Consider the following 21160-nt stretch of genomic DNA (forward strand, 5'->3'; position numbering starts at 1 on the left):
GTCCGGGCTGGTTAAGGTTCTTGCATGATCGCCTCCCGCCTCGCCGTTGTCTGCGCTCTTCTGTTCGGTGCCGCCTTCGTGGGGGCCGCACCCGCTTCGGCGGCGGGCACCGACGGGGCCTGCCCGGAGGGCGGCGGCGTGACGGTGGTCGTCGACTTCGGCGACCTCGGCCCCGGAACATTGATCCGCTGCGCCCCGGGAACACCGGCGAACGGCATCGCCGCCCTGCGGGAAGCCGGGATCGAGGTGGCCGGTTCGCAGAAGTACGGCCTCGCCGTGGCTTGCCGGATCAACGGGCAGCCCGGTCCCGCCGTCGAGTCCTGCGCGGGGATGCCGTCGGCGACGGCCTACTGGAGCTACTGGCACGCCTCCGCCGGGGGCAGCTGGACGTCGAGCCAGGAAGGTGCCCAGACGGCGAAGCCGGCGTCCGGTGGGTTCGAGGGGTGGGCGTTCGCGCGGCCGAAGTCGGCGAACGACCTCCCGGCGCCGCCGCGTGTGCCGCCGGTGCGCCAGGCGTCCTCGCCGGCGCCCGTGGCCGCTGACCAGGGCAGTTCGTTCCCGTGGGGCCTGGTCATCGGAGCCGGTGTGATCGTGCTGGTCGGCGGCGCGGGGATCGTCGTCGCCCGGCGCCGGCGTGCGCAGTAGGGCGCTGCACCCCGGCGCCTGGTGGGCCTGGGCACTCGCGCTGGCCGTCGCCGCCAGCCGGACGACGAACCCGCTGCTGCTCGGCCTGATCATCGCCGTCGCGGGGTTCGTCGTCGCGAACCGGCGGAGTGACGCGCCCTGGGCGCTGGCGTTCCGGCTGTACGTCTACGTCGGCGCGCTGATCGTCGCCTCGCGGGTGCTGTTCCGGATCCTGATCGGCGGCGACGACGGCGGGCACGTGCTGTTCACGCTGCCGCGGATCCCGCTCGCCGCCGGGCTGTCCCTGTTCGGGCCGACGTCGGCGGAGGCGCTGCTTGGCGGCTTCTACGACGGCCTCCGGCTGGCGACGATGGTCGTGTGCGTCGGCGCGGCGAACGCCCTGGCCAACCCGAAACGCCTGCTCAAAGCAGTCCCGGGGGCACTCTACGAGGTGGGCACGGCGGTGACGGTGGCGTTGACGGTCGCCCCGCAGCTCGTCGAGAGCGTGCAGCGCGTGCGGCGGGCCCGCCGGCTGCGGGCGGGCCCCGGGCGCGGGCTGCGGGCGGTCAAGGGCATCGTGGTGCCGGTGCTGGAGGACGCGATGGACCGGTCCCTGCGGCTGGCGGCCGCGATGGACTCCCGTGGCTACGGTCGCCGGGCGTATCTCGGGACGCGGCTGCGGGTGCTGATCGCGTCCTGCGTCCTGTCCGGGCTGGTCGGCGTGTGCGTCGGCGTCTACGGCGTGCTCGACGGGACGTCGTCCTGGCTCGGCGTGCCGCTGCTGGCGGCGGGGCTGGTCGTAGCCGTCGTGGGCTTCGTCCTCGGCGGCCGCCGGGTGCGGCGGACGGCGTACCGGCCGGATCCGTGGCGCTGGCCGGAGACGCTGGTCGTCGCGGCCGGCGTCGGCGCGTGCGCGCTGCTGTTCGTCACCGCGCGGATCGACCCGGAGCGGCTGTTCCCGTCGCTGAGCCCGTTGCGCTGGCCGGAGGTTTCCTGGGCCCACGCGTTGTCCGTGCTGGTGGCGGTGCTGCCGGCGTTCGTCGCGCCCCGTGTGTCGGAGGTTGTCCGGTGATCGAGTTCTCCCAGGTCACGGTGACCTACCCGGACGCGACGCGGCCGGTGCTGTCGGACGTGTCGCTGCTGGTCGAAGAGGGCGAGTTGTGCCTGGTCGCGGGCCCGACGGGGGCGGGGAAGTCGACATTGCTCGGCGCGATCAACGGGCTCGTCCCGCACTTCACCGGCGGCCGGCTTGCCGGGCGGGTCGTCGTCGGGGGGTTCGACACGTCTTTGCACCCGCCGCGGGAGCTGGCGTCGGTCGTCGGCGTCGTCGGGCAGGACCCGCTGTCCGGGTTCGTGACGGACACCGTCGAGGAGGAGCTCGCGTATGCGATGGAGCAGCTGGCGGTGCCGCCGGACGTCATGCGCAAGCGCGTCGAGGAAACCCTGGACCTGCTGGGCATCGCCGACCTGCGCAACCGTCCACTTCGGACATTGTCCGGCGGCCAGCAGCAGCGCGTGGCGATCGGTTCGGTGCTGACGGCGCACCCGTCGGTGGTCGTGCTGGACGAGCCGACGTCGGCACTGGACCCGACGGCCGCCGAGGACGTCCTCGCGGCGATCACGCGGCTGGTCCACGACCTGGGGACGACGGTGATCGTGGCGGAGCACCGGATGGAGCGGGTGGCGCAGTACGCGGACCGGCTGCTGTACCTGCCGGGCGACGGCTCGGTGCGGTCGGGACCGCCGGCGGAGATCTTCGAGACGTCGTCGATCGCCCCGCCGATAGCCGAGCTGGGACGGCTGGCGGGCTGGTCACCGCTGCCGCTGTCGGTCCGCGACGCGCGGCGGCTCGCGGGGCCGCTGCGCTCGCGGCTTCGGAAATTGTCGGTGGTGGGTCATAGTCTCTCGGTGACCGGTTCGGCACTGGACGTGAGAGAGGTGGTGGTCCGATACGGAGATGTCCTGGCGGTGCGCGGGGTCGACCTGCGTGTCGGGCCGGGGGAGGTAGTAGCGCTGATGGGACGCAACGGCTCCGGCAAGTCGTCGCTTCTCTGGGCGGTGCAGGGCAGCGGGCCGAGGTCGGCGGGGAAGGTCGACGTCGGCGGAGCGGACCCTGCGTCGCTCAAGCCACGAGTGGCCCGTCGGCGCGTCGGGCTGGTCCCGCAGACACCGGCCGACCTGCTGTACCTCGATTCGGTGGACGCCGAGTGCGCACAGGCGGACACCGAGTCGGAGGTACCGGCGGGAACGGCCCGTGCCCTGCTGGACCGGCTCACCCCCGGGATCGCCGGTGAAGCGCACCCCGGCGATCTTTCGGAAGGGCAGCGACTGTCGTTGGTGCTGGCGATCCAGCTGGCGTCGGCCCCACCGGTGGTCCTGCTCGACGAGCCCACACGCGGCCTCGACTACCACGCGAAAAGGCGCTTCGCGGCGGCCCTGCGAGAGCTGGCCTCGCAGGGCCACGCGATAGTGCTGGCCACCCACGACGTCGAGTTCGTGGCCACGGTGGCCACCCGCGTGGTGGTCATGGCCGAGGGCGAGGTGGTGGCGGACGGCCCGACCAAGGAGGTGGTCGTGGCGTCCCCGGCATTCGCCCCGCAGGTGGCGAAGATCCTCGCACCCGAGCGCTGGCTGACGGTCGACGAGGTAGCGGAGGCGCTGGCATGAGGACGGGGAGGGGCGGGAGGGGGCGGGGGCGGGGGCCCGGGGAGACGAGCCCACGTCGACGCGCGGCCTGCGCCAGGCGGGTCAAGCCCGTTGGCGCGCGCCCACCTGTCCTGGCGGCGGCGGTGCCTTCGGTATGACCGGCTTCTTCGGCCGGACCATCCACCTGAGTCCGCGGCCTGCGTGGGTCCTCACCGTCGCGGGCTTCCTCGGCCTGGTCATGTTGTGCCGGCCCGGTCCGCGAGCTGACCTGCGGGCCCCCGAGCGGGCCGGCGTCGGCGTGCCCCAAGCGGCCGTGCCCGCCAGCGCGCGTCCACCTGCCCTCGCGGCGGCGGTGACCCCGGCATGACCGACTTCCTCGGCCCACCGCCCCGCACGATCCGCCTGACTCCGCGGCCCGCGCTGGTCCTCACCGTCGCGAGCCTCCTCGGGCTGGCCATGTTCTGCTGGCCGCTCTTCACCCACCCGCAGCCGACCGCGGCCGCGCACACCGCCGACGCGCCCTTCGTCTTCATGGCGACCCTGCCGGTGCTCATCCTGGTCGTGCTCGGCGAGCTGTCCCGTGGTGGCATCGACGCCAAGGCGCTCGCCCTCCTCGGCGTGCTCTCGGCCGTCAATGCCGGGCTGCGGCCGCTGAGTGCGGGGACCGGCGGTATCGAACTGGTCTTCTTCCTGCTCGTCCTCGCCGGCCGCGTCTTCGGGCCCGGGTTCGGCTTCGTGCTCGGCTCGACGTCACTCTTCACGAGCGCCCTGCTCACCGCCGGTGTCGGGCCGTGGCTGCCGTTCCAGATGCTCGCGTCGTCGCTGATCGGGCTCGGGGCCGGCCTGCTGCCGCGCAAGCCGCGTGGCAAAGCCGAGATCGTGCTGCTGGTCGGCTACGGCGTCTTCGCGGCCTACTTCTTCGGGCTGCTGATGAGCCTGTGGTCGTGGCCGTTCCTCGCCGGGGACAGCACGCAACTCGGCTTCGTGCCCGGCGCGCCGCTGACGGAGAACCTGCACCGGTTCGCCGTCTACACCGTCCTGACGTCGACGCTCGGCTGGGACACCGGCCGCGCGATCACGAACGCGGTCGCGATCGTCCTGCTCGGGCCCGCCGTGCTCGCCGTCCTGCGGCGGGCGGCCCGGCGAGCCGCCTTCGGGGCTCCCGTGCGGTTCGATCAGGCCAGCGCGTCGTAGATGCCGACCAGCTCGGCGAGCTTCCGGGTGTCCGGGACGTGGCTCGTGTCGAGGTCGAACACGCGGAAGCGGTTGCCCGGCGTGGCCGCGTCCGCCTCGCGGATCATGCGGTTCTGCAGCGCGAGCGGGATGACCCGGTCACGCAGGTGCCGGACGTAGACGCGGGGCACCCGGCCCCAGCGGGCGCGCGTGCCGCGGGCCGGGGTCGAGCCCTTGCCGGGGAGCTCGTCCGGGGTCATGCCGTTGAGGAACGTGAAGAACTCCGCGTCCGTGGCCTCCGCCATGAACGCGCTCTTCGCCGCCGCGAGCAGGGCGCGGTCGGCGGTGCGCCAGTTGCAGCGGACCGCGCCGACCACCGCCGGGTCGGCGGCGACGAAACCCAGGAGGTCGCCGATTGCCGACGACGCCGCCTCGGGGGTCTTCAGGTACTCGTCCGGGGTCGGGAGGTCGACGCAGCAGAACGCCGCGTCGTAGACGAGGAGGTCGATCAGGTGCGGTACCGCGTCCGCGACCAGGGTGATCGCCGCGCCGCCGATGCTGGCGCCGACCAGCACCACCGGGCCGTGCGCGGCCGCGCGGCGGACGACGTCCACTGTGGCCACCACCTGGTCCGCAACCGTCACGCCGGCCAGCGGTGACCGTTCCGTCGCGAACGCCGCCAGGTCCTGAGGTGCCTGGTAAGAGAGCCGGAACTGGTGTCCGGACAGGTCGACCCCGACGCCGCGGTGGCCGCGCAGGACCAGCTCGGCCGGCGCGGAGGACACGCCGTTGGCGCCCGCGGCGAAGACGAACGTGGTCACGCGGTGACCGTGGGACGGCCACGGGAGGCCGGCGGCGGGAGCGGCTTGGAGAACGGTGCGTCGGGTCAGTTCGGGCATACCCGACAGTCAAGCGAGCCCGAGCTGCGCCGCCCAGCCGACGAAGTCGCTGTCCGGACCACCGAACGGAGGCCCGGACCGCAACGAAAGTCGATCAGCCGTAGGAGTAGAAGCCGCGGCCCGTCTTCTTGCCGAGCAGGCCCGCGTCCACCATGCGCAGCAGCAGCGGCGGCGACGAGTACAGCGGCTCCTTGAACTCCGCGTACATCGAGTCCGCGATGGCCTTGATGGTGTCGAGACCGATCAGGTCGGACAGCCGCAGCGGGCCCATCGGGTGGGCGGTGCCCAGCTCCATGCCGCGGTCGATGTCCTCCGCCGACGCGAAGCCCGACTCGATCATCCGGATCGCCGAAAGCAGGTACGGCACCAGCAGCGAGTTCACGATGAAACCTGCGCGGTCCTGCGAGCGGATCACGGTCTTGCCCAGCGCCTTCGTCGCGTGCTCCTCCGCGCGGCGGGCGGTCTCCTCGCTGGTCAGCAACGAGGGCACCAGCTCCACCAGCGGCAGCACCGGCACCGGGTTGAAGAAGTGGATGCCGACCACCTGCTGCGGCCGGCTCGTCGCCATGCCCAGCTTCATGATCGGGATCGACGACGTGTTGGACGCGAACAGCGCGTCCTCGGCTTCGACGATCTTGTCCAGCTGGCGGAAGACGTCGACCTTCGCCTGTTCCTGCTCGAGGATCGCCTCGATGACCAGTTCGCGGTCGGCGAACTCGGCGATGTCCGTGGTGAACCGGAGCCTGGCGAGCGCCGCGTCGGCGTCCTCGGCGGTCAGCTTGCCGTTCTTGACGCCGCGTTGCAGTGACTTCTCGATGCGCGCCTTGCCCGCGTCGAGAGCCGGCTGGTTCACCTCGGTGACCACGACGTCCACCCCGGACCGCGCGTGCACCTCGGCGATACCGGACCCCATGAGGCCCGCTCCGACGACTCCAACCCGACTTATCACCGGTTCACTCCTCCATCGCTTCGCAGCCCCGATTCTGGGCAGCACGCGACGCGCGAGGGCGGTTGCCGGATGTGGCCCGGCTCCACCCTCGCGCGTTTACGCGTGCTCAACGACGGTACTCGTCGTACCCGTCGTCGTACGGGTCTTCATACCGGCTGTCGGCAGAGTCCTCATGGTGGTTGTCACTGGAGGAGTTACTCGACAGCTCGCGCTGCAAAGCATCGAAGTCGGTCTCGTGCGAGCTGTACTTGAGCTCACGCGCCACCTTCGTCTGCTTGGCCTTAGCCCGGCCGCGCCCCATGGCTCGACCCCCTCGCACAGGGGCGGGGCGGCCGGGGGAATCGGCGGCCCCGCATCGTCTCGACAATTCTTTCCTGCTCACACCGTACCGTGTCCGGGGGGTTCGATGCGACGTGGCACGGTGTGCCGGTGGTGACAGTGTCGGCCGGACACCGGTTACCGGCCGGTCGGTGGCGATCGGTGCAGGTAGACGTGCCACGATCTACCCGTGCTCCGTCCCTTCGTGGCTTACCTGCGGGTGTACGAACCCCTGCTCGCCCTGGGCGATCCGCCGGACGAGCGCCTGCGCGCGGCCGTCGCGGCGGCCAAGCTGCGGCGGACGGACGCGGGGGCGCGCGAGCAGGCCATGTGGCTCAAGTCACAGGTGGCGGCACCGCGGCGGCTGCTGCCCGCCGAGCTCGCCGACGGCCGTCCGGCGCCGAGCCTGCTGACCGACGTCCTGGTGCTCGACCCCGCGGAGGTGCCGGGTGGCAAGGCCGAGCACGGCCCCCTTGTCTGCCCGCTGGAGCTGCGGGCCCGCTCGGCAGCCGCGCTGGTCACGTTCCTCGGCGACGCGCACCCGGCGCTGAAGAACGTCGTCCTCGACGAAGGCGGCTTCACCCAGGAGACGATCCGCGCCCGGACGAAGTCGGCGATGGCGGACCTGAGCACGTCGGCGGCGCACACGCTGTCGACGACCTGGACGGTCCCGCTGCCGTGGTTCGTGCTGATCGAGCCGGAGGAGCGGCGCCTGGTGCTCGGCAACGGCCGCGCGGACCCGCAGCGCGAGCTGTCCTGGCGAGCCACCCTGGCGGACGCGCAGCACCGCGCCCGCGAGGCGGGAGAGCTGCTGGAACAGACATTCGGCGACTCCGGACCCGGCCGAGTGCTGTTCGAGACGCGCCGCTGGCTGGACAACTTCCACGCGGACTCGGTGATCGAACTCGACTACGGAGGCCTCGTCCAGCTGTTCACGGACCCGGTCCTGGAGGCCGACAACACGGCCGACGAGGTCCACGACATCCTGGACGCCCTGCGTTCGGGCAACGTCGAGGAGCTGGCCGAGCTGTTCTCGGACCTCCGCGAGTTCTGGGGCGACGTAGCCGCCCGCGAGCGCGCCAACTAGTGGACAACCGCACGGCCCGGCGGCTTTCCGGCCCAAAACCGTCGGTGCCTCCCGGTAGCGTGGAAAACGGGGGCTGCTCAGCCACGCGACGGCGACGCTTACGGCTCGCTGACCTGCGAAAATGCCGACGCGGTGGGCCCATCGCGGCCGGCGGGTCGGTGCGGATAGGCGGTCGACGCGCGATCTTCTGTGCTGCCCGGCGGGGCCGGTGAGCCGCACTGCGGGTGCGTGGAGTTCGCTGACGACCAGCCGCGCTGCGGCGGGTTCGGGACCAGCGGCTGGTCCACGCGGTGGGCTGCCGTAGCTCCGGCGGGGCGGGGCGCTGGTGGGCGGTCGCGCGATGAGCTGCGCTCCGCTGGGGCGGGGGCGCCGGCGGCGGCCGCGCGTTGAGCCGGGCTCCGACGGGCCTGGGCGATGGCGGCCGCGCGATGAAGCCGGGCTCCGGCGGGGCCGGGGCATTGGCGGGCGACCGCGCGGTGAGCCGCGCTCCAGCGGGGCGGCGAGTTGTCAGCCTCCGCGGTGAGCCGAGTCGTGGCTTCAACGCGCACGCAAGCCCGCCGCACGAGGGCCGAACCGCCCCGCGTCCGTCACCGCAACTGCGGCACCCGAACCTCTCCCACCGGCCGTCCGCCGCCGAGCACTTCCGGGTGCGCCAGCTCATCGAGCCCCGACACGTCCACGCCGAGGTACCGCAGGGTCGAAACCGCCAGTGGCGCGCAGGCCCGCTTCGCGCCGTCGTCCAGCTTCATCGCCACCGCGAATCCGTCCGGCAGCGCGAACGCCTGGACTCCCTCCGCGCCTGCCTTGGCGACCAGACCCTCCACTGCGGACATCAGCGCCGTGTCCTCGCGGCCCGTTCCCGCCACCAGCCATGGGTGCGCCCGCATTGCCGATGCCACCTCTGCCAACGGACCGTCCGAAGCGGCCGCGATCCGGCCGAACGCGCGCGCCAAACCCGTCAGGGAAAACGCGAACAGTGGTGCCCCGCAGCCGTCCACCCCCGTGTGGGCGATGGGCTCGTCGGTCAGGGATGCCACGGTGTGCGCGAGAGACTGCTGCAGCGGGTGGTCGGGCGCCGCGTACCCCGGCACCGGCCAGCCGGCTCGGACGCACGTTGTCAGCATCGCCGTGTGCTTGCCCGAGCAGTTCATCATCACGCGGCGCGGCTCGGCCGCGTCGCGCATGCTCGGCACGTGCAGGGGGAAGTCCGGTGGGCACGCCAAATCCTCTTCGCGCAGGCCGGCCGCCGAAAGCAGCTCCAGCACCCGCTTCACGTGCCCGGGCTCACCCGAATGGGACGCGCACGCCAGGGCCAGGTCCTCGCCCGTGAAGTCCAAACCGGCGCGGAGCATGCCCACCGCCTGCAGCGGCTTGTTCGACGATCGGGGATACACCGGCGAGACCACGTCTCCCAAAGCGAACCGAACGGCGCCTTCCGGGCCCGTGATCACCAGCGCGCCTCTGTGGACGCTTTCGACGAAACCGGACCGGACCACTTCCGCGAGCACCGGGTTGGTCACTCGCCGCGGCCGCCTTCGTTCTCCAGCAGCTCGTCCACTGTGGCCGATCCCTGCTGGTAGCGCTTCGCGATTTCCGCGTTCAACGTGTCCATCACACCCTGGACCTCGCGGCGGAACGAGGACACCGACAGCTCTTCACGCGCGTACGTGTCCAAAGCGGAGGCGAGCTTCTCATCCGAGAGGGACCCGACGTCGGTCAGGTCCGTGTCGCCGATCAGGGCCTCCGCGTGCCTGCGGTGCTCGCCGGCGCGGGATGGCTCCAGCTGCTGGTGACGGCCGGAACCCGCCGCCGGGCCCAGTGCGTTGTCCGCCAGGATCGTCGCCAGCTGGTCGACGATGCTCGCTTCGCCCCCCGAGCTGCGCCTGGCCTGCTCCGCGCGCACGATGTCGATCCGGGCGTGCAGGAGACGGCGCAGGTAGGACAGATCAGTCTCTTCCTGCGCGGCTTCGTCGCGCCGCTCGCGCAGCACCTTCAGCGGCAGTTCACCCAGGCCGCTGAGGTACCCCGGGCCGAGCACGCGGTCGATCCGCCGCCTGCCGCCGGGCCGCACTTCGATCACAGCGCAGTTTATCCCGGTTGAGCGTGATCTCGCTGTCAGGGGCTTTCGATCAGCCACGGAGTTGCGCCGCTGCCGCACGCCCCGGCGCGGGCTGTTCAGCGGGCACCGAGTCGGGGTCGATCGCCGCCTGGACGAGGTTGTCCGCCGAGCCCGCCAGCAGCTCCGCGCCCACCGGCGTCGAGCGCTTGACCAGCGCCAACGCGATCGGACCGAGCTCGTGGTGCTGGATCACCGTGCCGATCCGGCCGACCGTCCGGCCGTCCAGCAGCACCGGGTCGCCGGTCTCCGGGGTGACCTCGGGTGAGCCGTCGAGGTGCAACAACAACAGGTTCCGCGGTGGACGTCCCACGTTGTGGACCTTCGACACCGTCTCCTGGCCGCGGTAGCAGCCCTTCGCGACGTGCGCGGCCGAGCCGACCCAGCCCACCTCGTGCGGAATCGTGCGGTCGTCGGTGTCGACGCCCAGCCGGGGCCGCACCGACTCGACGCGCAACGCGTCGAACACCCAGCTGCCCGCCGCCCGCGCGCCCGCGTCCGTGAGCTTCTTCCACCAGTCCGCCAGCGCGGCGCGCGGCACCGCCAGGTCGACGCTCCACCGGCCCGGCCACGGCATCCGCCGTGCGAAGCCGCCGCTCGGCAGCGCCGCCACGGCGTACGGCTCCGGGCCGACCTCGGCGCCGACCGCGCTCAGCACGCGCTCGGCGTCCGGGCCGAGCACGGTGAGCAGCGCCAGTTCGCCCGTTGCGTCCCGGATGTCCACCTTGGACCAGAACTTCATCGCCTCGAGGTACTCGCGCAGCGTCTGCGGGCCGCCCTTGGGCAGCGCGCTCGTCACGTGGGAGCCGGCGTCGGTGTCGAGGTAGACCGTCCCGTCGAGGTGTGCCAGCACCATGTGCGTCTCGACGCGGCCCTGGCTGTCGAGGACCAGCGCCTCGGTGCCGGAGCCCTCGGCCAGCCCGGTCACGTGCTGCGAGATCACCAGGTGCAGCCAGGACAGCCGTTCTTCGCCGGTCACCGCGAGGAACTCGCGATGTGACCGGTCGATCACGACCACGCTGCGCGAGGCCGTGCGCTGCTCCGCGAAGGGGTCTCCCCAGTGCCAGGGGACGCCGGCTTCGGGGTGGTCGTCGGGTGAGGGGATCGATCCGGGCACGTCCAGCAGCGGCGAGCGGTACGGCATACCGCCCAGCCTAGGTGAGTACCTTGTGTGCATGCGCGTGCTCGTCTTCCTCGACGGAACCCCGGCCGACCCCGACGTGGCCCAGATCAAGGTCGACGACCTCGGGCTCATGCGCGGCGACGGCGTCTTCGAGACCGTCCTCGTCGACGGCGGCGAGCCCCGGGAGCTTCGCCCGCACCTCGAGCGGCTGGCCCGCTCGGCGGCCATGCTCGACCTGCCCGAGCCCGACCTGGCGGCCTGGGAGCGGGTCGTTTCGCTGGTGCTCGAAAGGTGGGCCGGCGGGCCGGAAATGGTGCTGAAACTGGTGTACACGCGGGGATCCGACGGCGATCCGGCGGCGATGCCGACCGGCTTCGCGCTGGGTTCGGAGGTCCCGCCGTCGATCCTCAAGGCCCGCGCCGAGGGCGTCGCCGCGATCACCCTCGAACGCGGTTTCCCGCCGGACCTCGCCGAGCGCGCGCCGTGGCTGCTGCTCGGCGCCAAGCCGTTGTCGTACGCGATGAACATGGCCGCGGTGCGGGAGGCGGGCCGCCGTGGCGCCGAAGATGTGATTTTCACCGCGGCCGACGGTTCGGTCTTCGAAGGCCCGACGTCGACCGTCGTGCTCGCGAAGGGCCGGACGCTCTACACGCCGCCGCCGAGCATCGGCATCCTGCCGGGCACCACCCAGGCCGCGCTGTTCCGCGGCGCCGAGAAGGCGGGCTGGGCGGTCAAGGTGGAGCCGCTCACGGTCCGTGACCTCGTCGAGGGTGACGGCGTGTTCATGGCGTCCAGCGTCCGCAAGCTGACCCGCGTGCACACGCTGGACGGCGAGCGGCTGCCCGATTCCGAGAAGGTGTACGCCGAGCTGGTCGCGGCCTACGAGGCCGAATACGCCTGACCCTGGCTGATCCGGACGACGGCGGGGGCGACCTCTTCGGCGCGGTAGGCGGCGATCTTGTGGTGGCCGTCGATGATCAGCTCGCGTTCGCCGTCGGCCAGCACCACCGCGACCGGCCGGTGCCCGCTGCGGATGGCCGTGCGGTAGTAGCCGACGCGGGCCTCGTCCGACGGCGGCCAGGCGTCGGTCGGCGTCAGCTCCTGGTCGGCGGGCAGCCGCTCCGGGCCGCTGACGCGGTAGTCGCCGTCGACGAGCAGGTCGAGGACCGGCCCGAGCGTGGTGGCCAGCGGACGGCGCAGCTGCCCCGTGGCCAGCGCGATCCGCAGCGACTGCGGCAGCTCCGCCCGCTCCCGCGTGTTCACGTCGAGGAAACCCGTGCCACCGCTGATAGTCACCTGTTCCACGCTTATGAGGACGGGTGACGGCGCGACATGGTTCCAGCCCCTACCCGGACGGGTGCACCACGTGAGGTGGGTCTCACCCGCGTGGCGGTACGCCTTGCTCAGGAAGGCCTGAACCGCATTCGGGTACCCGGCCGAGCCTGCGCGAGGGCGCTCAACGCGGCCGTTTTCACGACGGCGGCGACGGGATAGCCCCCGGTCGTCGGGTGGTCGGCGAGAAAAACCACCGGCAGCCCGCTCGGCGGCACCTGGATCGCCCCGGTGACGACGCCTTCGCTGGGCAGCTCACCCTCGACGGCCCGGCGCAACGGTGTCCCGTCGAGGCGCAGGCCGACGCGGTTGGACTCGGCCGTGACCGTCCACCCCGCCGCCAGCCCGCCCGCCGGGTCGTCGAACCAGTCGTCGCGGGGCCCGAGCGTCACGGGCACCACGAGTTCCCCCGGCGTGGCCACGGGCACGACGACGTCCGCGCCCGTGGGGATCCCGGGGTCGCCGAGGGGAAGCACGTCCCCGGCGGTCAACGGCGGTGGGCCGATGCCGGACAGGACGTCCCGGGACCGGCTGCCCAGCACCGGTGCCACGGCAATGCCCCCGGACACCGCCAGGTAGCAGCGCAGGCCCGCCGGCGGTGTGCCCACCGACAACGTCTGGCCGGCGCGCACCGCCAGCGGCGCGTGGGAGCCGGCGGGCCGGCCGTCGACCCGGACGTCGACCGCCGGGCCGGTGACCGCCGCCGTCGCCGCGGCGGTGAACCGCACGGACAGACCGCCGAGCAGGGCCTCGATCCCGGCGGCGGCCTCGGCGTTGCCCACCAGGCGGTTCGCCAGCCGCAGCGACGCCGTGTCGAGGGCGCCCGAAGGCGCGACGCCCAGGTGGGCGTACCCGGGCCGGCCCAGGTCCTCCACCAGCGCGTACCGCCCGGGGTCGAGCACCTCCAGGCTCCTCATCGGACGCTCCGGAAGCGGACGCGGTCACCCGGCGCGAACAACGCGGGCGGGTCCGCGTGGGGGTCGAACAGCGTCGCCGACGTGTGCCCGAGCAGCCGCCAGCCACCCGGTGACTCGCGCGGGTAGACGCCGGTGAACTCGCCGGCGAGCCCGACCGACCCGGCCGGGACGCGGGTCCGCGGCGACTCCAGGCGAGGCTGCTGAAGCCGCGGGGGAAGCCCGGTCAGGTAGCCGAAGCCGGGCGCGAAGCCGGTGAACGCGACCGTGTAGACGGCTTCGGTGTGCATCGAGACGACGGCGTCCGGCGAGACACCCGCGTCGGCGGCGATCAGGGCCAGGTCTTCGCCGTCGTAGCGGACGTCGAGGGTCACTTCGCGGGGCTGGTCCGCGGGCGGGTGCGTGAGGTCGGCGGCTTCGAGCAGGGCGCGCACGGCCGCGACCCCGCCGACGACGAGCAGGCTGCGCGCGCCCGGCACGAGGTCGACGACGCCGGTCGGCCGGGCGGCGAGCACGGTCGCGTGGGCGGCCCGCATCTGGTCGAGCGAGTCGCAGTCGAGCAGGGCGGCGTCCTCGCCGCACCGCCGCCAGCGCACGACGTCAGCCGACGACGCGGTGCAGCAGGGCCGAGGTGTGCGGCTGCATCTCCTGGCCCACCATCGCGCGTTCCTCGACGTAGCCGAGGGAGCCCTCGATCAGGCCGTACAGGCGCTGGGCCGCGGTGACGTCCTTGGCCGTGGCCGTGCGGATCACCGCGTCGGTGCCGAGCTCCCAGGACGTCTGGTTGCGCGGCTTGCCGTAGTACAGCTCGACGATGCCGGTGTTGTGGGTGAGCAGCAGCTCGATCGTGTCGTCCGCCTGCGGCCGCCAGAACCCGGACTCGCGGGCGGCGGGGCGGATGACGTTGCCGTCGTCGTCCAGCAGCCACGCGCGGGACTCGTGGATCAGGAACGGGCGGCCGTCGTGCGAGATCGTCAGCTGCTGCGCGAACTTGCGCGGGCCGTCGATGGTCGGGTAGTCGACCTCGCCCTCACCGCGCCACACGCCGACGAGCGGCAGCAGCGCGAGGCAGGCGTCGTTGAGGTTCGGCCCCTCGCGCAGGTTGGCGGTGTCGTTGGGGATGGGCAGGTCGTCCCACAGCGGGAGGTTGCGCGAGCGGGTGCTCTCCGCGCGCCTCTCCGCTGCCGCGATGGCTTCGTCGCCGCTGGCGGTCATGGGTCAGCGCTGGTCCGCGTACAGCCGGTAGACGACGTACACGGCGAACCAGGTGATCGCGATGCCGGCGAGGACCAGCAGAGTCGTAAAGATGGCTTCCACGCCCCGCAGAATAGTCCGCCCCGGCTCAATCGGCCCTGCGCAGGGTCACCGCGGTGAGGACGGTCACCCGGCCTGAACGCCGCGAAGGCCTCCCTACCGGAGTAGGAAGGCCTTCGCGGTGAAGCAGGACTCAGGCGACCGAGATGGCCAGCTGGTGCAGGCCGGGGCCCTCGGCGGTGACCGAGGCTTCGCCGTTGCCGGTGCGGTGCAGCGCGCGCACCGTCCACTCGCCCGGCGCCGCGTAGAAGCGGAAGTCGCCCTCCGCCGACGAGACGACCTCGCCGGTGAAGTCGCCGCCGCCGTCCAGCAACCGGACGAACGCGCCGCCGACCGGCCCGTTCGCGCCCGTCACCTTGCCGGCGAGCACGACCTGCCCGCGCGTGTCGAAGTCCGCCGGCGTGGCCTCCTGGACCGGTGCGCCGCAGCTGTCGTCAACCGCCATCACTTGGCTCCCAACTCGACCGGCACGCCGACGAGCGAGCCGTATTCCGTCCATGAACCGTCGTAGTTCTTCACGTCCTCGTAGCCCAGCAGCTCGTGGAGCGCGAACCACGCGATCGAGGAGCGCTCGCCGATGCGGCAGTAGGCGATGGTGCCCTTGCCCTCGTCGATGCCCTCCTCCTTGTACAGCTCCTTGATCTCTTCCTCGGTCTTGAAGGTGCCGTCCTCGTTGGCGACCTTCGCCCACGGCACGTTCAGCGCGCCGGGGATGTGCCCGGGAACCTGGGACTGCTCCTGCGGCAGGTGCGCCGGGGCGAGCAGCTTGCCGGAGAACTCGTCGGGCGAACGCACGTCGACGAAGTTCTTCGAGCCGATCGACTGGACGACCTCGTCGCGGAACGCGCGCAGCGACAGGTCCTGGTCCTGGGCCTTGTAGTCGGTGGCGGCGCGCTTGACCTCGTCGGAGTTCAGCTCGCGGCCGTCGAGCTCCCACTTCTTGCGGCCGCCGTCGAGCAGCTTGACCTTCTCGTGGCCGTACAGCTTGAAGTACCAGTACGCGTACGCGGCGAACCAGTTGTTGTTGCCGCCGTAGAGGATCACGAGGTCGTCGTTGGAGATGCCCTTCTCCGAGAGGAGCTTCTCGAAGCCCTCCTTGGAGACGAAGTCGCGGCGCACCCCGTCCTGCAGGTCGTTCCGCCAGTCGAACTTCACCGCGCCCCGGATGTGGCCGGCGTCGTAGGCGGTGGTGTCCTCGTCGACCTCGGCGAACACGACGCCGGGGGTGTCCAGGTTCTCCTCGGCCCACTGGGTGGTGACCAGGACGTCTTCACGGCTCATGTGAACAGAACTCACTTTCTGGGGTTGAACTTTCAGGACGCGCGGGCGGGGGTGAAGCGTTTGATGAGCAAGTACATTTCGCAGCCGAGACAGAAGTTGAAGGCCGCGTTGAGGAAGGCCGCGAACAGCGCGAACGCCGTCGCGACGATGCCGAGCGGGGTGATGCCGGCGGCGAAGCCGATCGTGCCGGCCAGCGCGAACACGAACCCGACGGCCTGGGCGAACCGCAGCGGTGCCGCGTCCTCCCGCTCGTCGGTCGGGCCGAGGCGGGGAGCCACCAGCGCGCGGTAGACGATCGAGTAGGGCGCCGGTTTGAGCCCGATGAACGCGCCGATCGCGAACACGACGGTCTGGACCGCCAGCAGCGGCCACCACTGGGTGACCAGAACGACCGCGAGCACGATCGTGGTCAGGATGGCGGCGAACCGCGGGCCTCGCGGGTCGACGGCCGGTCCGGCGGACATGGTGCCTCCAGCTGGAGCAAGGGGTGCGTGCGAACGGCACGCGTCAGCGGCAACAGGGCTGGCGGGGACCGGATCGGGAGTTCAGTGCCGGTCGGACTGAACGCGACACAGGCTGCTGCGGACGCGGCAGAGGTCGACTGCGCGCCGCTGCGTCAGGAAGGTGGTCAGCCCGGTCACGGGTGCGAGGGTACCCAGAGCTCTCTGAGGGTGGGAACCACGTTCATACCTTGGGACGGTTCCCGTAATCCGGGACGATCGCTGGTCAGGACGTCCGCGTCGTGAGATGCGGCCGCAGGGCGGCCAGCAGTTCGGGGCCCTTGGGGACGCCGCCGACGCGCAGGAGCTCCCGGCCGTCCGGGGTCAGCGCGATCGTGGTCGGCGTCCGCAGCACGGACAGCGACTGCGCGACCTCCGGCTGGTTCGTGACGTCGAGTTCGACGTGGTGCAGCCCGTCGGTCCGCTCCGCCAGCGGCGCGAGCACGGCCTTCGCGTGCCGGCAGGGCGCGCAGAAGGTGGTGGAGATCTGGACCAGCGTCACCGCGGACGCCGGGTCGAGCACGTCGGTGACGGGGGCGGGCAGGTCACGGGCCGGCTTGGCGTCCCGGACCCGGCCGTTGCGCGCGCGCAGCAGGACGCCGACGGCCCCGGCGGCCACCAGCGTCGCCACGAGCACCCACACCCCCGTCACCGCACCACTCCTACTTGCTGAGGTCCGCGAAGGACACGTTCGTCGCCTTGCCCTTGATCGTCACCGATCCGCTCTGCACCCGCACGCCGGTCGGGGTGACCGACAGCGGCAGGTCCTTCGTGTTGATCGACGCGTTGAAGTTCGGCATCAGCGCCTTCTGCACCGCCGCGGGGACCACGGTGGTCTCCTGGTTGTTCCCGAACTGCAGCCGCTTGGGGATGAAGTTGATCGTCCCCTTGGCGGCGTCGGCCTCGATCATCGCGAAACAGAAGATTTCCAGATCCTTGCCGGCGAACTGAAGGTGTCCCGAAATGCGGACACCGGTGCTCGACTCGTCCTGGTCGGGCTGGCCCTCGGTGGTCTTCGTCGTGGTCGGCGTGGGCTCGCTCTGCCCGGCGTCGCCGTTCTCGACGTACTCGGTGGTCGACGGCTCGATCCGCAGGTCCTTGATCTTGTCCAGCGGCGCGAGGCGGGACAGGTCGGCGGCCTTGATGGTGACCGAGCCGGTCAGCTCGCCGATGGTGATCGCCTTCGTGTTGCCCGAGGTGATGTCCGACAGCGGCGCCGTGACGTTCTCCAGCTCCGCGTTGACGGCGACATCTTGGAGCTTGCCCGCGACCGGGACGCCCGCGGCGGACACGCTGATGTGACTGTAGTCACCGCCCAGCGCCTGCGTGAGGAACGGGAAGCCGTGGATGGTCACCGACGGGTCATCGCTCAGCTGCAGCTGCGTGCGCGCCTTCTGCGAGATCATGTGCTCGGCGTACGCGGCGGCTCCGAAATCGGCACCCACCAGCAGCAAGACCAGGACGATCAGCGCGATCACCCAGCGGCGGGCCCGGCGGCCGCGGCGCCGGGCGTCGGGCGTCGGTCCGGGTCGGTCGTCCCGGGTCACGGGCCTGCTCACCATCGCTTCCGTACTCCTGTTCGTCGGGGACACCAGGATTCCTCCAGGTGTGATCGATCCAGCAAGGGTTAGGTGCCCGGCCGTTCAGCCGCTATTCTCACTTAGCACCGACCAACGCCGCTGTGCGGCGACGACTCGAGAAGGCGGTGCGGCTGATGAGCCTGGACCTTCTGGTACTGACTGCGGAGGCCGACGCCACCTCGGTGCTTCCCGCACTGGACCTGCTGCCGCACACCGTACGCGTCCGCGCTCCCGAGGTGACGGCCCTGCTCGACGCGGGTCACCGCGACGTGATCCTCCTCGACGCCCGCAGCGACCTGGCCTCGGCGAAGAGCCTCTGCCGCCTGCTCAAGGGCACCGGCGAGGACGAGGCCGCGACCCCGATCATCGCCGTCGTCGGCGAAGGCGGGCTCGTCGCGGTGAGCGCCGAGTGGCGCACCGACGACATCCTGCTCCCCACCGCCGGCCCGGCCGAGGTGGACGCCCGGCTGCGGCTGGTGACAACTCGCGACGGCGGTTCCGCGCAGGTCGACGCCGAGCTGCGGGTCGGTGAGCTGGTGATCGACGAGGCGACCTACACCGCTCGCCTGCGCAAGCGCACCCTCGAGCTCACCTACAAGGAGTTCGAGCTGCTCAAGTACCTCGCGCAGCACGCGGGCCGGGTGTTCACCCGCGCCCAGCTGCTGCAGGAGGTCTGGGGCTACGACTTCTTCGGCGGCACCCGCACGGTCGACGTGCACGTCCGGCGGCTGCGCGCCAAGCTCGGCCCCGAGCACGAGCAGATGATCGGCACCGTCCGCAACGTCGGCTACAAGTTCGAGCGGCCGGCCAAGAGCGGCGCGCCGCGTCCGGGCGTGCCCGCGCAGGCGACTGCCGAGACCCCGGCCGACGCGCCCGAACTGACCCACTGACGTCCCCACCTTCACCTGGACGCGGTGACAACCGTCGCGTTGCCTCTCCCGCGGGTACGGTCGCAGGGGTGACGGGTGAGTGGCGGCAGGAACTGGACGAGAAGCAGCTCGAGGACGTGCGCGGGCTGCTGCTGGCCGTGCGCGAGGCGGACGGGCGGCCCGAGGTCGAGCCCGCGGGCCCGCTGCCCGGCGAGTTCGACGGCGGTGAGCACCTCGTCGCCTGCGTCGAGGGCGAAGTCGTCGGCTACGCGCACCTCGACACCACGGGCGACTCCTTCGGGCACCAGGTCGCCGAGCTGTTCGTGCACCCCGCCCACCGCGACCGCGGCTACGGCGCGAAGCTGCTTCAGGCGCTCGACGAACGGGCCGCGGTCGGCTTCCGCGTCTGGGCGCACGGTGACCACCCGGCGGCCCAGAAGCTGGCGGTGAAGACCGGCCTGGAGCGCAAACGCGAACTGCTGATCCTGCACGTCGACGTCGACAGCGCGGTCTGGCCGGAGCCGGTGCTGCGCGAGGGCGTCACGCTGCGGACGTTCGTGCCGGGCCAGGACGAGGACGCCGTGGTCCGGGTCAACGCGCGGGCCTTCGACTGGCACCCCGAGCAGGGCGCCCTGACCGCCGACGACGTCCGCGCGGATGAAGCCCGGCCCTGGTTCGACGCCGACGGGTTCTTCCTCGCGGTCGAAAAGGGCGAGGTCATCGGGTTCCACTGGACGAAGGTGCACGAGCCGACGCCGGGGCGGTTCGGTGGCGAGCGCGTCGGTGAGGTGTACGTCGTCGGCGTCGACCCGGCGGCGCAGGGCGGCGGGCTCGGCCGGGCGCTCACGCTCGCCGGGCTGCGGTATCTCGCGAGCCAGGGCCTGCGGCAGATCATCCTGTACGTCGAGGGTGACAACGCACCGGCGCTGGCGGTCTACACCAAGCTCGGGTTCGCGCGTCACGAAACCGACGTCCAGTACGGTCGGTGACCACGGTCGACGCCGCGCGAGCACGTCGTCACTGACGGCAAACGCGCAGGTCACGGCCCGGACACGGCGGCCCCTCGGGCTAGTAGCCCTGCTCACATCCGGTGGTCTGTTCACTTTGCGTTCATTTGTTCACGGCCGACCGTCCATCAGCGCTGCCTAATGTCCGGATCCGGCGCGGCTGCACAGCCGCGACGACCCGGTCAAGCTCCTGATGGAGGAAACAGCAGTGAAGATCATGCGGCCCCTGAGCGCGGTGGGCATCGTCGCGAGCGCCGCTCTCGTGCTCGCCGCCTGTGGCACTGACCCCGCGGCGACCAACAGCAGCGGCTCGAACTCGGCTTCGGCGCCCGCCGCGACCGGCACCGCCGAGGTGGAGTGCGGTGGCAAGAGCCCGCTCTCCGCCGAAGGTTCGTCGGCCCAGAAGAACGCGATCGACATCTTCACGCAGCAGTACGGCAAGAAGTGCTCGGGCCAGCAGGTCAACTACAACCCGAGCGGTTCGGGCGCGGGCGTCAAGCAGTTCAACGCCAACCAGATCGACTTCGGCGGCTCCGACTCGCCGATCAAGGACGCCGACGCCGAGGCGGCCAAGAAGCGCTGCGCCAGCGACGCCTGGAACATCCCGCTGGTCGTCGGCCCGATCGCGGTCGCCTACAAGCTGTCCGGTGTGGACAAGCTGGTGCTGACCCCGTCGGTGACCGCCAAGATCTTCAGCGGTGCCATCACCAAGTGGAACGACCCGGCCATCAAGGCTGTCAAGGGCAACGAGAGCCTGAACCTGCCGGACAAGGCCATCCAGGTCGTCTCCCGCGCCGACGAGTCGGGCACCACCGACAACTTCCAGAAGTACCTGGGCGCGGCCGCGAAGGCCGACTGGACCAAGGGCGCCGGCAAGAAGTTCAACGGCGGCGTCGGCAACGGTGCGCAGGGCTCCAACGGCGTCGCGACCGCGGTGAAGGCCTCCGACGGCGGCATCACCTACGTCGAAGGCGCGTTCGCCAAGGACGGCCTGACCCCGGCCCTGATCGACAGCGGCTCCGGCGGCGTCGAGCTCACCGCGGCGAACGTGGCCAAGTCCCTCGACGCGGCGAAGTTCCTCAACGAGGGCTCGAACGACCTCGCGCTCGACCTCAACGGCATCTACGCCAGCAACACCCCGGGTGCCTACCCGCTGCTGCTGACGACCTACGAGATCGTCTGCTCGAAGTACGCGGACCCGAACGTCGCGAAGGCCGTCAAGGCGTTCCTGACGGTGGCGGCCACCGACGGTCAGGCGCCGCTGTCGTCGAAGGGCTACGTGCCGATCCCGCAGTCGCTGCAGACCAAGGTCCTGGCCGCCGTCAAGGCGATCTCCTGAACCGGCGTTGCGACTGACATCAGAGTGATAGAGGCTGGTCAGAAGTAGCTGATGAGCGAGTCATCCTCGACGCGAACGCCCACCGGCGA

25 protein-coding genes are annotated in these 21160 nt (G+C 71.6%); 10 read left to right on the plus strand and 15 right to left on the minus strand.

What is annotated here, in order from left to right; genetic code table 11:
* Window positions 1-24: 24 nt before the first annotated feature.
* The 5 genes from I4Q55_RS18415 to I4Q55_RS18435 all read left to right on the plus strand — a co-directional run bounded on the left by I4Q55_RS18415 (window position 25) and on the right by I4Q55_RS18435 (window position 4464).
* Window positions 25-645: a hypothetical protein gene (locus I4Q55_RS18415; protein ID WP_206789266.1), complete on the plus strand. Its 621-nt coding sequence runs from the start codon at window positions 25-27 to the stop codon at window positions 643-645.
* Window positions 635-1696 carry a CbiQ family ECF transporter T component gene (locus I4Q55_RS18420; RefSeq protein WP_206789267.1) on the plus strand — a complete coding sequence of 354 codons (1062 nt, stop codon included), beginning with the start codon at window positions 635-637 and terminating at the stop codon, window positions 1694-1696. Before I4Q55_RS18415 ends, I4Q55_RS18420 begins: the two co-directional genes overlap by 11 nt.
* A complete protein-coding gene (locus I4Q55_RS18425; protein ID WP_206789269.1) occupies window positions 1693-3291 on the plus strand; it encodes an ABC transporter ATP-binding protein in 1599 nt (532 codons plus the stop codon). The genes I4Q55_RS18420 and I4Q55_RS18425 overlap by 4 nt, the downstream gene beginning before the upstream one ends.
* A gap of 133 nt (window positions 3292-3424) precedes the next feature.
* Complete coding sequence (locus I4Q55_RS18430; RefSeq protein ID WP_206789270.1) at window positions 3425-3637, plus strand: hypothetical protein; 213 nt, start codon at window positions 3425-3427, stop codon at window positions 3635-3637.
* A complete protein-coding gene (locus tag I4Q55_RS18435; protein ID WP_206789271.1) occupies window positions 3634-4464 on the plus strand; it encodes an ECF transporter S component in 831 nt (276 codons plus the stop codon). The genes I4Q55_RS18430 and I4Q55_RS18435 overlap by 4 nt, the downstream gene beginning before the upstream one ends.
* Here I4Q55_RS18435 and I4Q55_RS18440 read toward each other — a convergent pair.
* From I4Q55_RS18440 to I4Q55_RS18450, 3 genes are all read right to left on the minus strand, one after another.
* The gene (locus I4Q55_RS18440; protein WP_206789272.1) at window positions 4446-5264 is read right to left on the minus strand and encodes an alpha/beta fold hydrolase; all 819 of its coding nucleotides are present in this window, start codon (window positions 5262-5264) and stop codon (window positions 4446-4448) included. The genes I4Q55_RS18435 and I4Q55_RS18440 overlap by 19 nt on opposite strands.
* A 172-nt stretch (window positions 5265-5436) precedes the next feature.
* Window positions 5437-6291 carry a 3-hydroxybutyryl-CoA dehydrogenase gene (locus tag I4Q55_RS18445; RefSeq protein WP_279627733.1) on the minus strand — a complete coding sequence of 285 codons (855 nt, stop codon included), beginning with the start codon at window positions 6289-6291 and terminating at the stop codon, window positions 5437-5439.
* Window positions 6292-6397: 106 nt separating this feature from the next.
* Complete coding sequence (locus I4Q55_RS18450; protein WP_091319261.1) at window positions 6398-6592, minus strand: DUF3073 domain-containing protein; 195 nt, start codon at window positions 6590-6592, stop codon at window positions 6398-6400.
* A 207-nt stretch (window positions 6593-6799) separates the two neighbouring features.
* On the opposite strand from I4Q55_RS18450, the gene I4Q55_RS18455 reads away from it, so the two are divergent.
* Entirely contained in the window at window positions 6800-7696 is an 897-nt protein-coding gene (locus tag I4Q55_RS18455) for a hypothetical protein (protein ID WP_206789274.1), read from the plus strand.
* 587 nt (window positions 7697-8283) lie between these two features.
* Here I4Q55_RS18455 and I4Q55_RS18460 read toward each other — a convergent pair.
* The 3 genes from I4Q55_RS18460 to I4Q55_RS18470 are packed head-to-tail and all read right to left on the minus strand — an operon-like array spanning window position 8284 to window position 10956.
* Complete coding sequence (locus I4Q55_RS18460; RefSeq protein ID WP_206789275.1) at window positions 8284-9216, minus strand: asparaginase; 933 nt, start codon at window positions 9214-9216, stop codon at window positions 8284-8286.
* Entirely contained in the window at window positions 9213-9776 is a 564-nt protein-coding gene (locus I4Q55_RS18465; RefSeq protein WP_091319258.1) for an aerial mycelium formation protein, read from the minus strand. Before I4Q55_RS18465 ends, I4Q55_RS18460 begins: the two co-directional genes overlap by 4 nt.
* A 49-nt stretch (window positions 9777-9825) precedes the next feature.
* Window positions 9826-10956, minus strand: a complete 1131-nt coding sequence (locus I4Q55_RS18470) for a folate-binding protein YgfZ (RefSeq protein ID WP_206789277.1) — start codon at window positions 10954-10956, stop codon at window positions 9826-9828.
* Between the two features lie 31 nt (window positions 10957-10987).
* Here I4Q55_RS18470 and I4Q55_RS18475 point away from each other — a divergent pair, with 31 nt between their 5' ends.
* The gene (locus I4Q55_RS18475) at window positions 10988-11836 is read left to right on the plus strand and encodes an aminodeoxychorismate lyase (RefSeq protein WP_206789278.1); all 849 of its coding nucleotides are present in this window, start codon (window positions 10988-10990) and stop codon (window positions 11834-11836) included.
* On the opposite strand, the gene I4Q55_RS18480 is transcribed toward I4Q55_RS18475, so the two are convergent.
* The 9 genes from I4Q55_RS18480 to I4Q55_RS18520 form a co-directional block, all read right to left on the minus strand.
* Window positions 11815-12240, minus strand: a complete 426-nt coding sequence (locus tag I4Q55_RS18480; protein ID WP_206789280.1) for a hypothetical protein — start codon at window positions 12238-12240, stop codon at window positions 11815-11817. The genes I4Q55_RS18475 and I4Q55_RS18480 overlap by 22 nt on opposite strands.
* 98 nt (window positions 12241-12338) lie before the next feature.
* Window positions 12339-13184 carry a biotin-dependent carboxyltransferase family protein gene (locus I4Q55_RS18485; protein WP_206789282.1) on the minus strand — a complete coding sequence of 282 codons (846 nt, stop codon included), beginning with the start codon at window positions 13182-13184 and terminating at the stop codon, window positions 12339-12341.
* Window positions 13181-13777, minus strand: coding sequence for an allophanate hydrolase subunit 1 (locus tag I4Q55_RS18490; RefSeq protein ID WP_206789284.1), 597 nt, complete (start codon window positions 13775-13777; stop codon window positions 13181-13183). The genes I4Q55_RS18485 and I4Q55_RS18490 overlap by 4 nt, the downstream gene beginning before the upstream one ends.
* A gap of 4 nt (window positions 13778-13781) precedes the next feature.
* On the minus strand, window positions 13782-14396 hold the full coding sequence (locus I4Q55_RS18495) for an FABP family protein (RefSeq protein ID WP_091319249.1): 615 nt from the start codon (window positions 14394-14396) through the stop codon (window positions 13782-13784).
* Window positions 14397-14628: 232 nt separating this feature from the next.
* Entirely contained in the window at window positions 14629-14940 is a 312-nt protein-coding gene (locus I4Q55_RS18500) for a DUF1416 domain-containing protein (protein ID WP_206789285.1), read from the minus strand.
* Window positions 14940-15776, minus strand: coding sequence for a sulfurtransferase (locus I4Q55_RS18505; RefSeq protein WP_206789286.1), 837 nt, complete (start codon window positions 15774-15776; stop codon window positions 14940-14942). Before I4Q55_RS18505 ends, I4Q55_RS18500 begins: the two co-directional genes overlap by 1 nt.
* A gap of 32 nt (window positions 15777-15808) precedes the next feature.
* Entirely contained in the window at window positions 15809-16240 is a 432-nt protein-coding gene (locus I4Q55_RS18510; RefSeq protein WP_206789287.1) for a DUF4395 domain-containing protein, read from the minus strand.
* Between the two features lie 262 nt (window positions 16241-16502).
* The gene (locus I4Q55_RS18515) at window positions 16503-16928 is read right to left on the minus strand and encodes a thioredoxin family protein (RefSeq protein WP_206789288.1); all 426 of its coding nucleotides are present in this window, start codon (window positions 16926-16928) and stop codon (window positions 16503-16505) included.
* Between the two features lie 10 nt (window positions 16929-16938).
* Entirely contained in the window at window positions 16939-17838 is a 900-nt protein-coding gene (locus tag I4Q55_RS18520) for a DUF2993 domain-containing protein (RefSeq protein WP_206789289.1), read from the minus strand.
* A 152-nt stretch (window positions 17839-17990) separates the two neighbouring features.
* Here I4Q55_RS18520 and I4Q55_RS18525 point away from each other — a divergent pair, with 152 nt between their 5' ends.
* The 3 genes from I4Q55_RS18525 (at window position 17991) to pstS (ending at window position 21071) form a co-directional block, all read left to right on the plus strand.
* Entirely contained in the window at window positions 17991-18746 is a 756-nt protein-coding gene (locus I4Q55_RS18525) for a response regulator transcription factor (protein ID WP_206789290.1), read from the plus strand.
* Window positions 18747-18814: 68 nt separating this feature from the next.
* Window positions 18815-19714: a mycothiol synthase gene (mshD, locus tag I4Q55_RS18530; RefSeq protein ID WP_206789292.1), complete on the plus strand. Its 900-nt coding sequence runs from the start codon at window positions 18815-18817 to the stop codon at window positions 19712-19714.
* Window positions 19715-19940: 226 nt separating this feature from the next.
* Entirely contained in the window at window positions 19941-21071 is a 1131-nt protein-coding gene (gene pstS / locus I4Q55_RS18535) for a phosphate ABC transporter substrate-binding protein PstS (RefSeq protein WP_206789294.1), read from the plus strand.
* The last annotated feature ends 89 nt before the right edge of the window (window positions 21072-21160 follow it).

This window comes from Amycolatopsis sp. MtRt-6 (assembly GCF_017308975.1).
Classification (GTDB): domain Bacteria; phylum Actinomycetota; class Actinomycetes; order Mycobacteriales; family Pseudonocardiaceae; genus Amycolatopsis.

Bases quoted from the DNA above. Each gene is read 5' to 3' on its own strand.
- I4Q55_RS18415 (WP_206789266.1), top strand. From the start codon at position 25: ATGATCGCCTCCCGCCTCGCCGTTGTCTGCGCTCTTCTGTTCGGTGCC.
- I4Q55_RS18430 (WP_206789270.1), top strand. From the start codon at position 3,425: ATGACCGGCTTCTTCGGCCGGACCATCCACCTGAGTCCGCGGCCTGCG.
- I4Q55_RS18435 (WP_206789271.1), top strand. From the start codon at position 3,634: ATGACCGACTTCCTCGGCCCACCGCCCCGCACGATCCGCCTGACTCCG.
- I4Q55_RS18450 (WP_091319261.1), bottom strand. From the start codon at position 6,592: ATGGGGCGCGGCCGGGCTAAGGCCAAGCAGACGAAGGTGGCGCGTGAG.
- I4Q55_RS18470 (WP_206789277.1), bottom strand. From the start codon at position 10,956: ATGCCGTACCGCTCGCCGCTGCTGGACGTGCCCGGATCGATCCCCTCA.
- I4Q55_RS18475 (WP_206789278.1), top strand. From the start codon at position 10,988: ATGCGCGTGCTCGTCTTCCTCGACGGAACCCCGGCCGACCCCGACGTG.
- I4Q55_RS18485 (WP_206789282.1), bottom strand. From the start codon at position 13,184: ATGAGGAGCCTGGAGGTGCTCGACCCCGGGCGGTACGCGCTGGTGGAG.
- I4Q55_RS18495 (WP_091319249.1), bottom strand. From the start codon at position 14,396: ATGACCGCCAGCGGCGACGAAGCCATCGCGGCAGCGGAGAGGCGCGCG.
- I4Q55_RS18500 (WP_206789285.1), bottom strand. From the start codon at position 14,940: ATGGCGGTTGACGACAGCTGCGGCGCACCGGTCCAGGAGGCCACGCCG.
- I4Q55_RS18505 (WP_206789286.1), bottom strand. From the start codon at position 15,776: ATGAGCCGTGAAGACGTCCTGGTCACCACCCAGTGGGCCGAGGAGAAC.
- I4Q55_RS18510 (WP_206789287.1), bottom strand. From the start codon at position 16,240: ATGTCCGCCGGACCGGCCGTCGACCCGCGAGGCCCGCGGTTCGCCGCC.
- I4Q55_RS18520 (WP_206789289.1), bottom strand. From the start codon at position 17,838: ATGGTGAGCAGGCCCGTGACCCGGGACGACCGACCCGGACCGACGCCC.
- I4Q55_RS18525 (WP_206789290.1), top strand. From the start codon at position 17,991: ATGAGCCTGGACCTTCTGGTACTGACTGCGGAGGCCGACGCCACCTCG.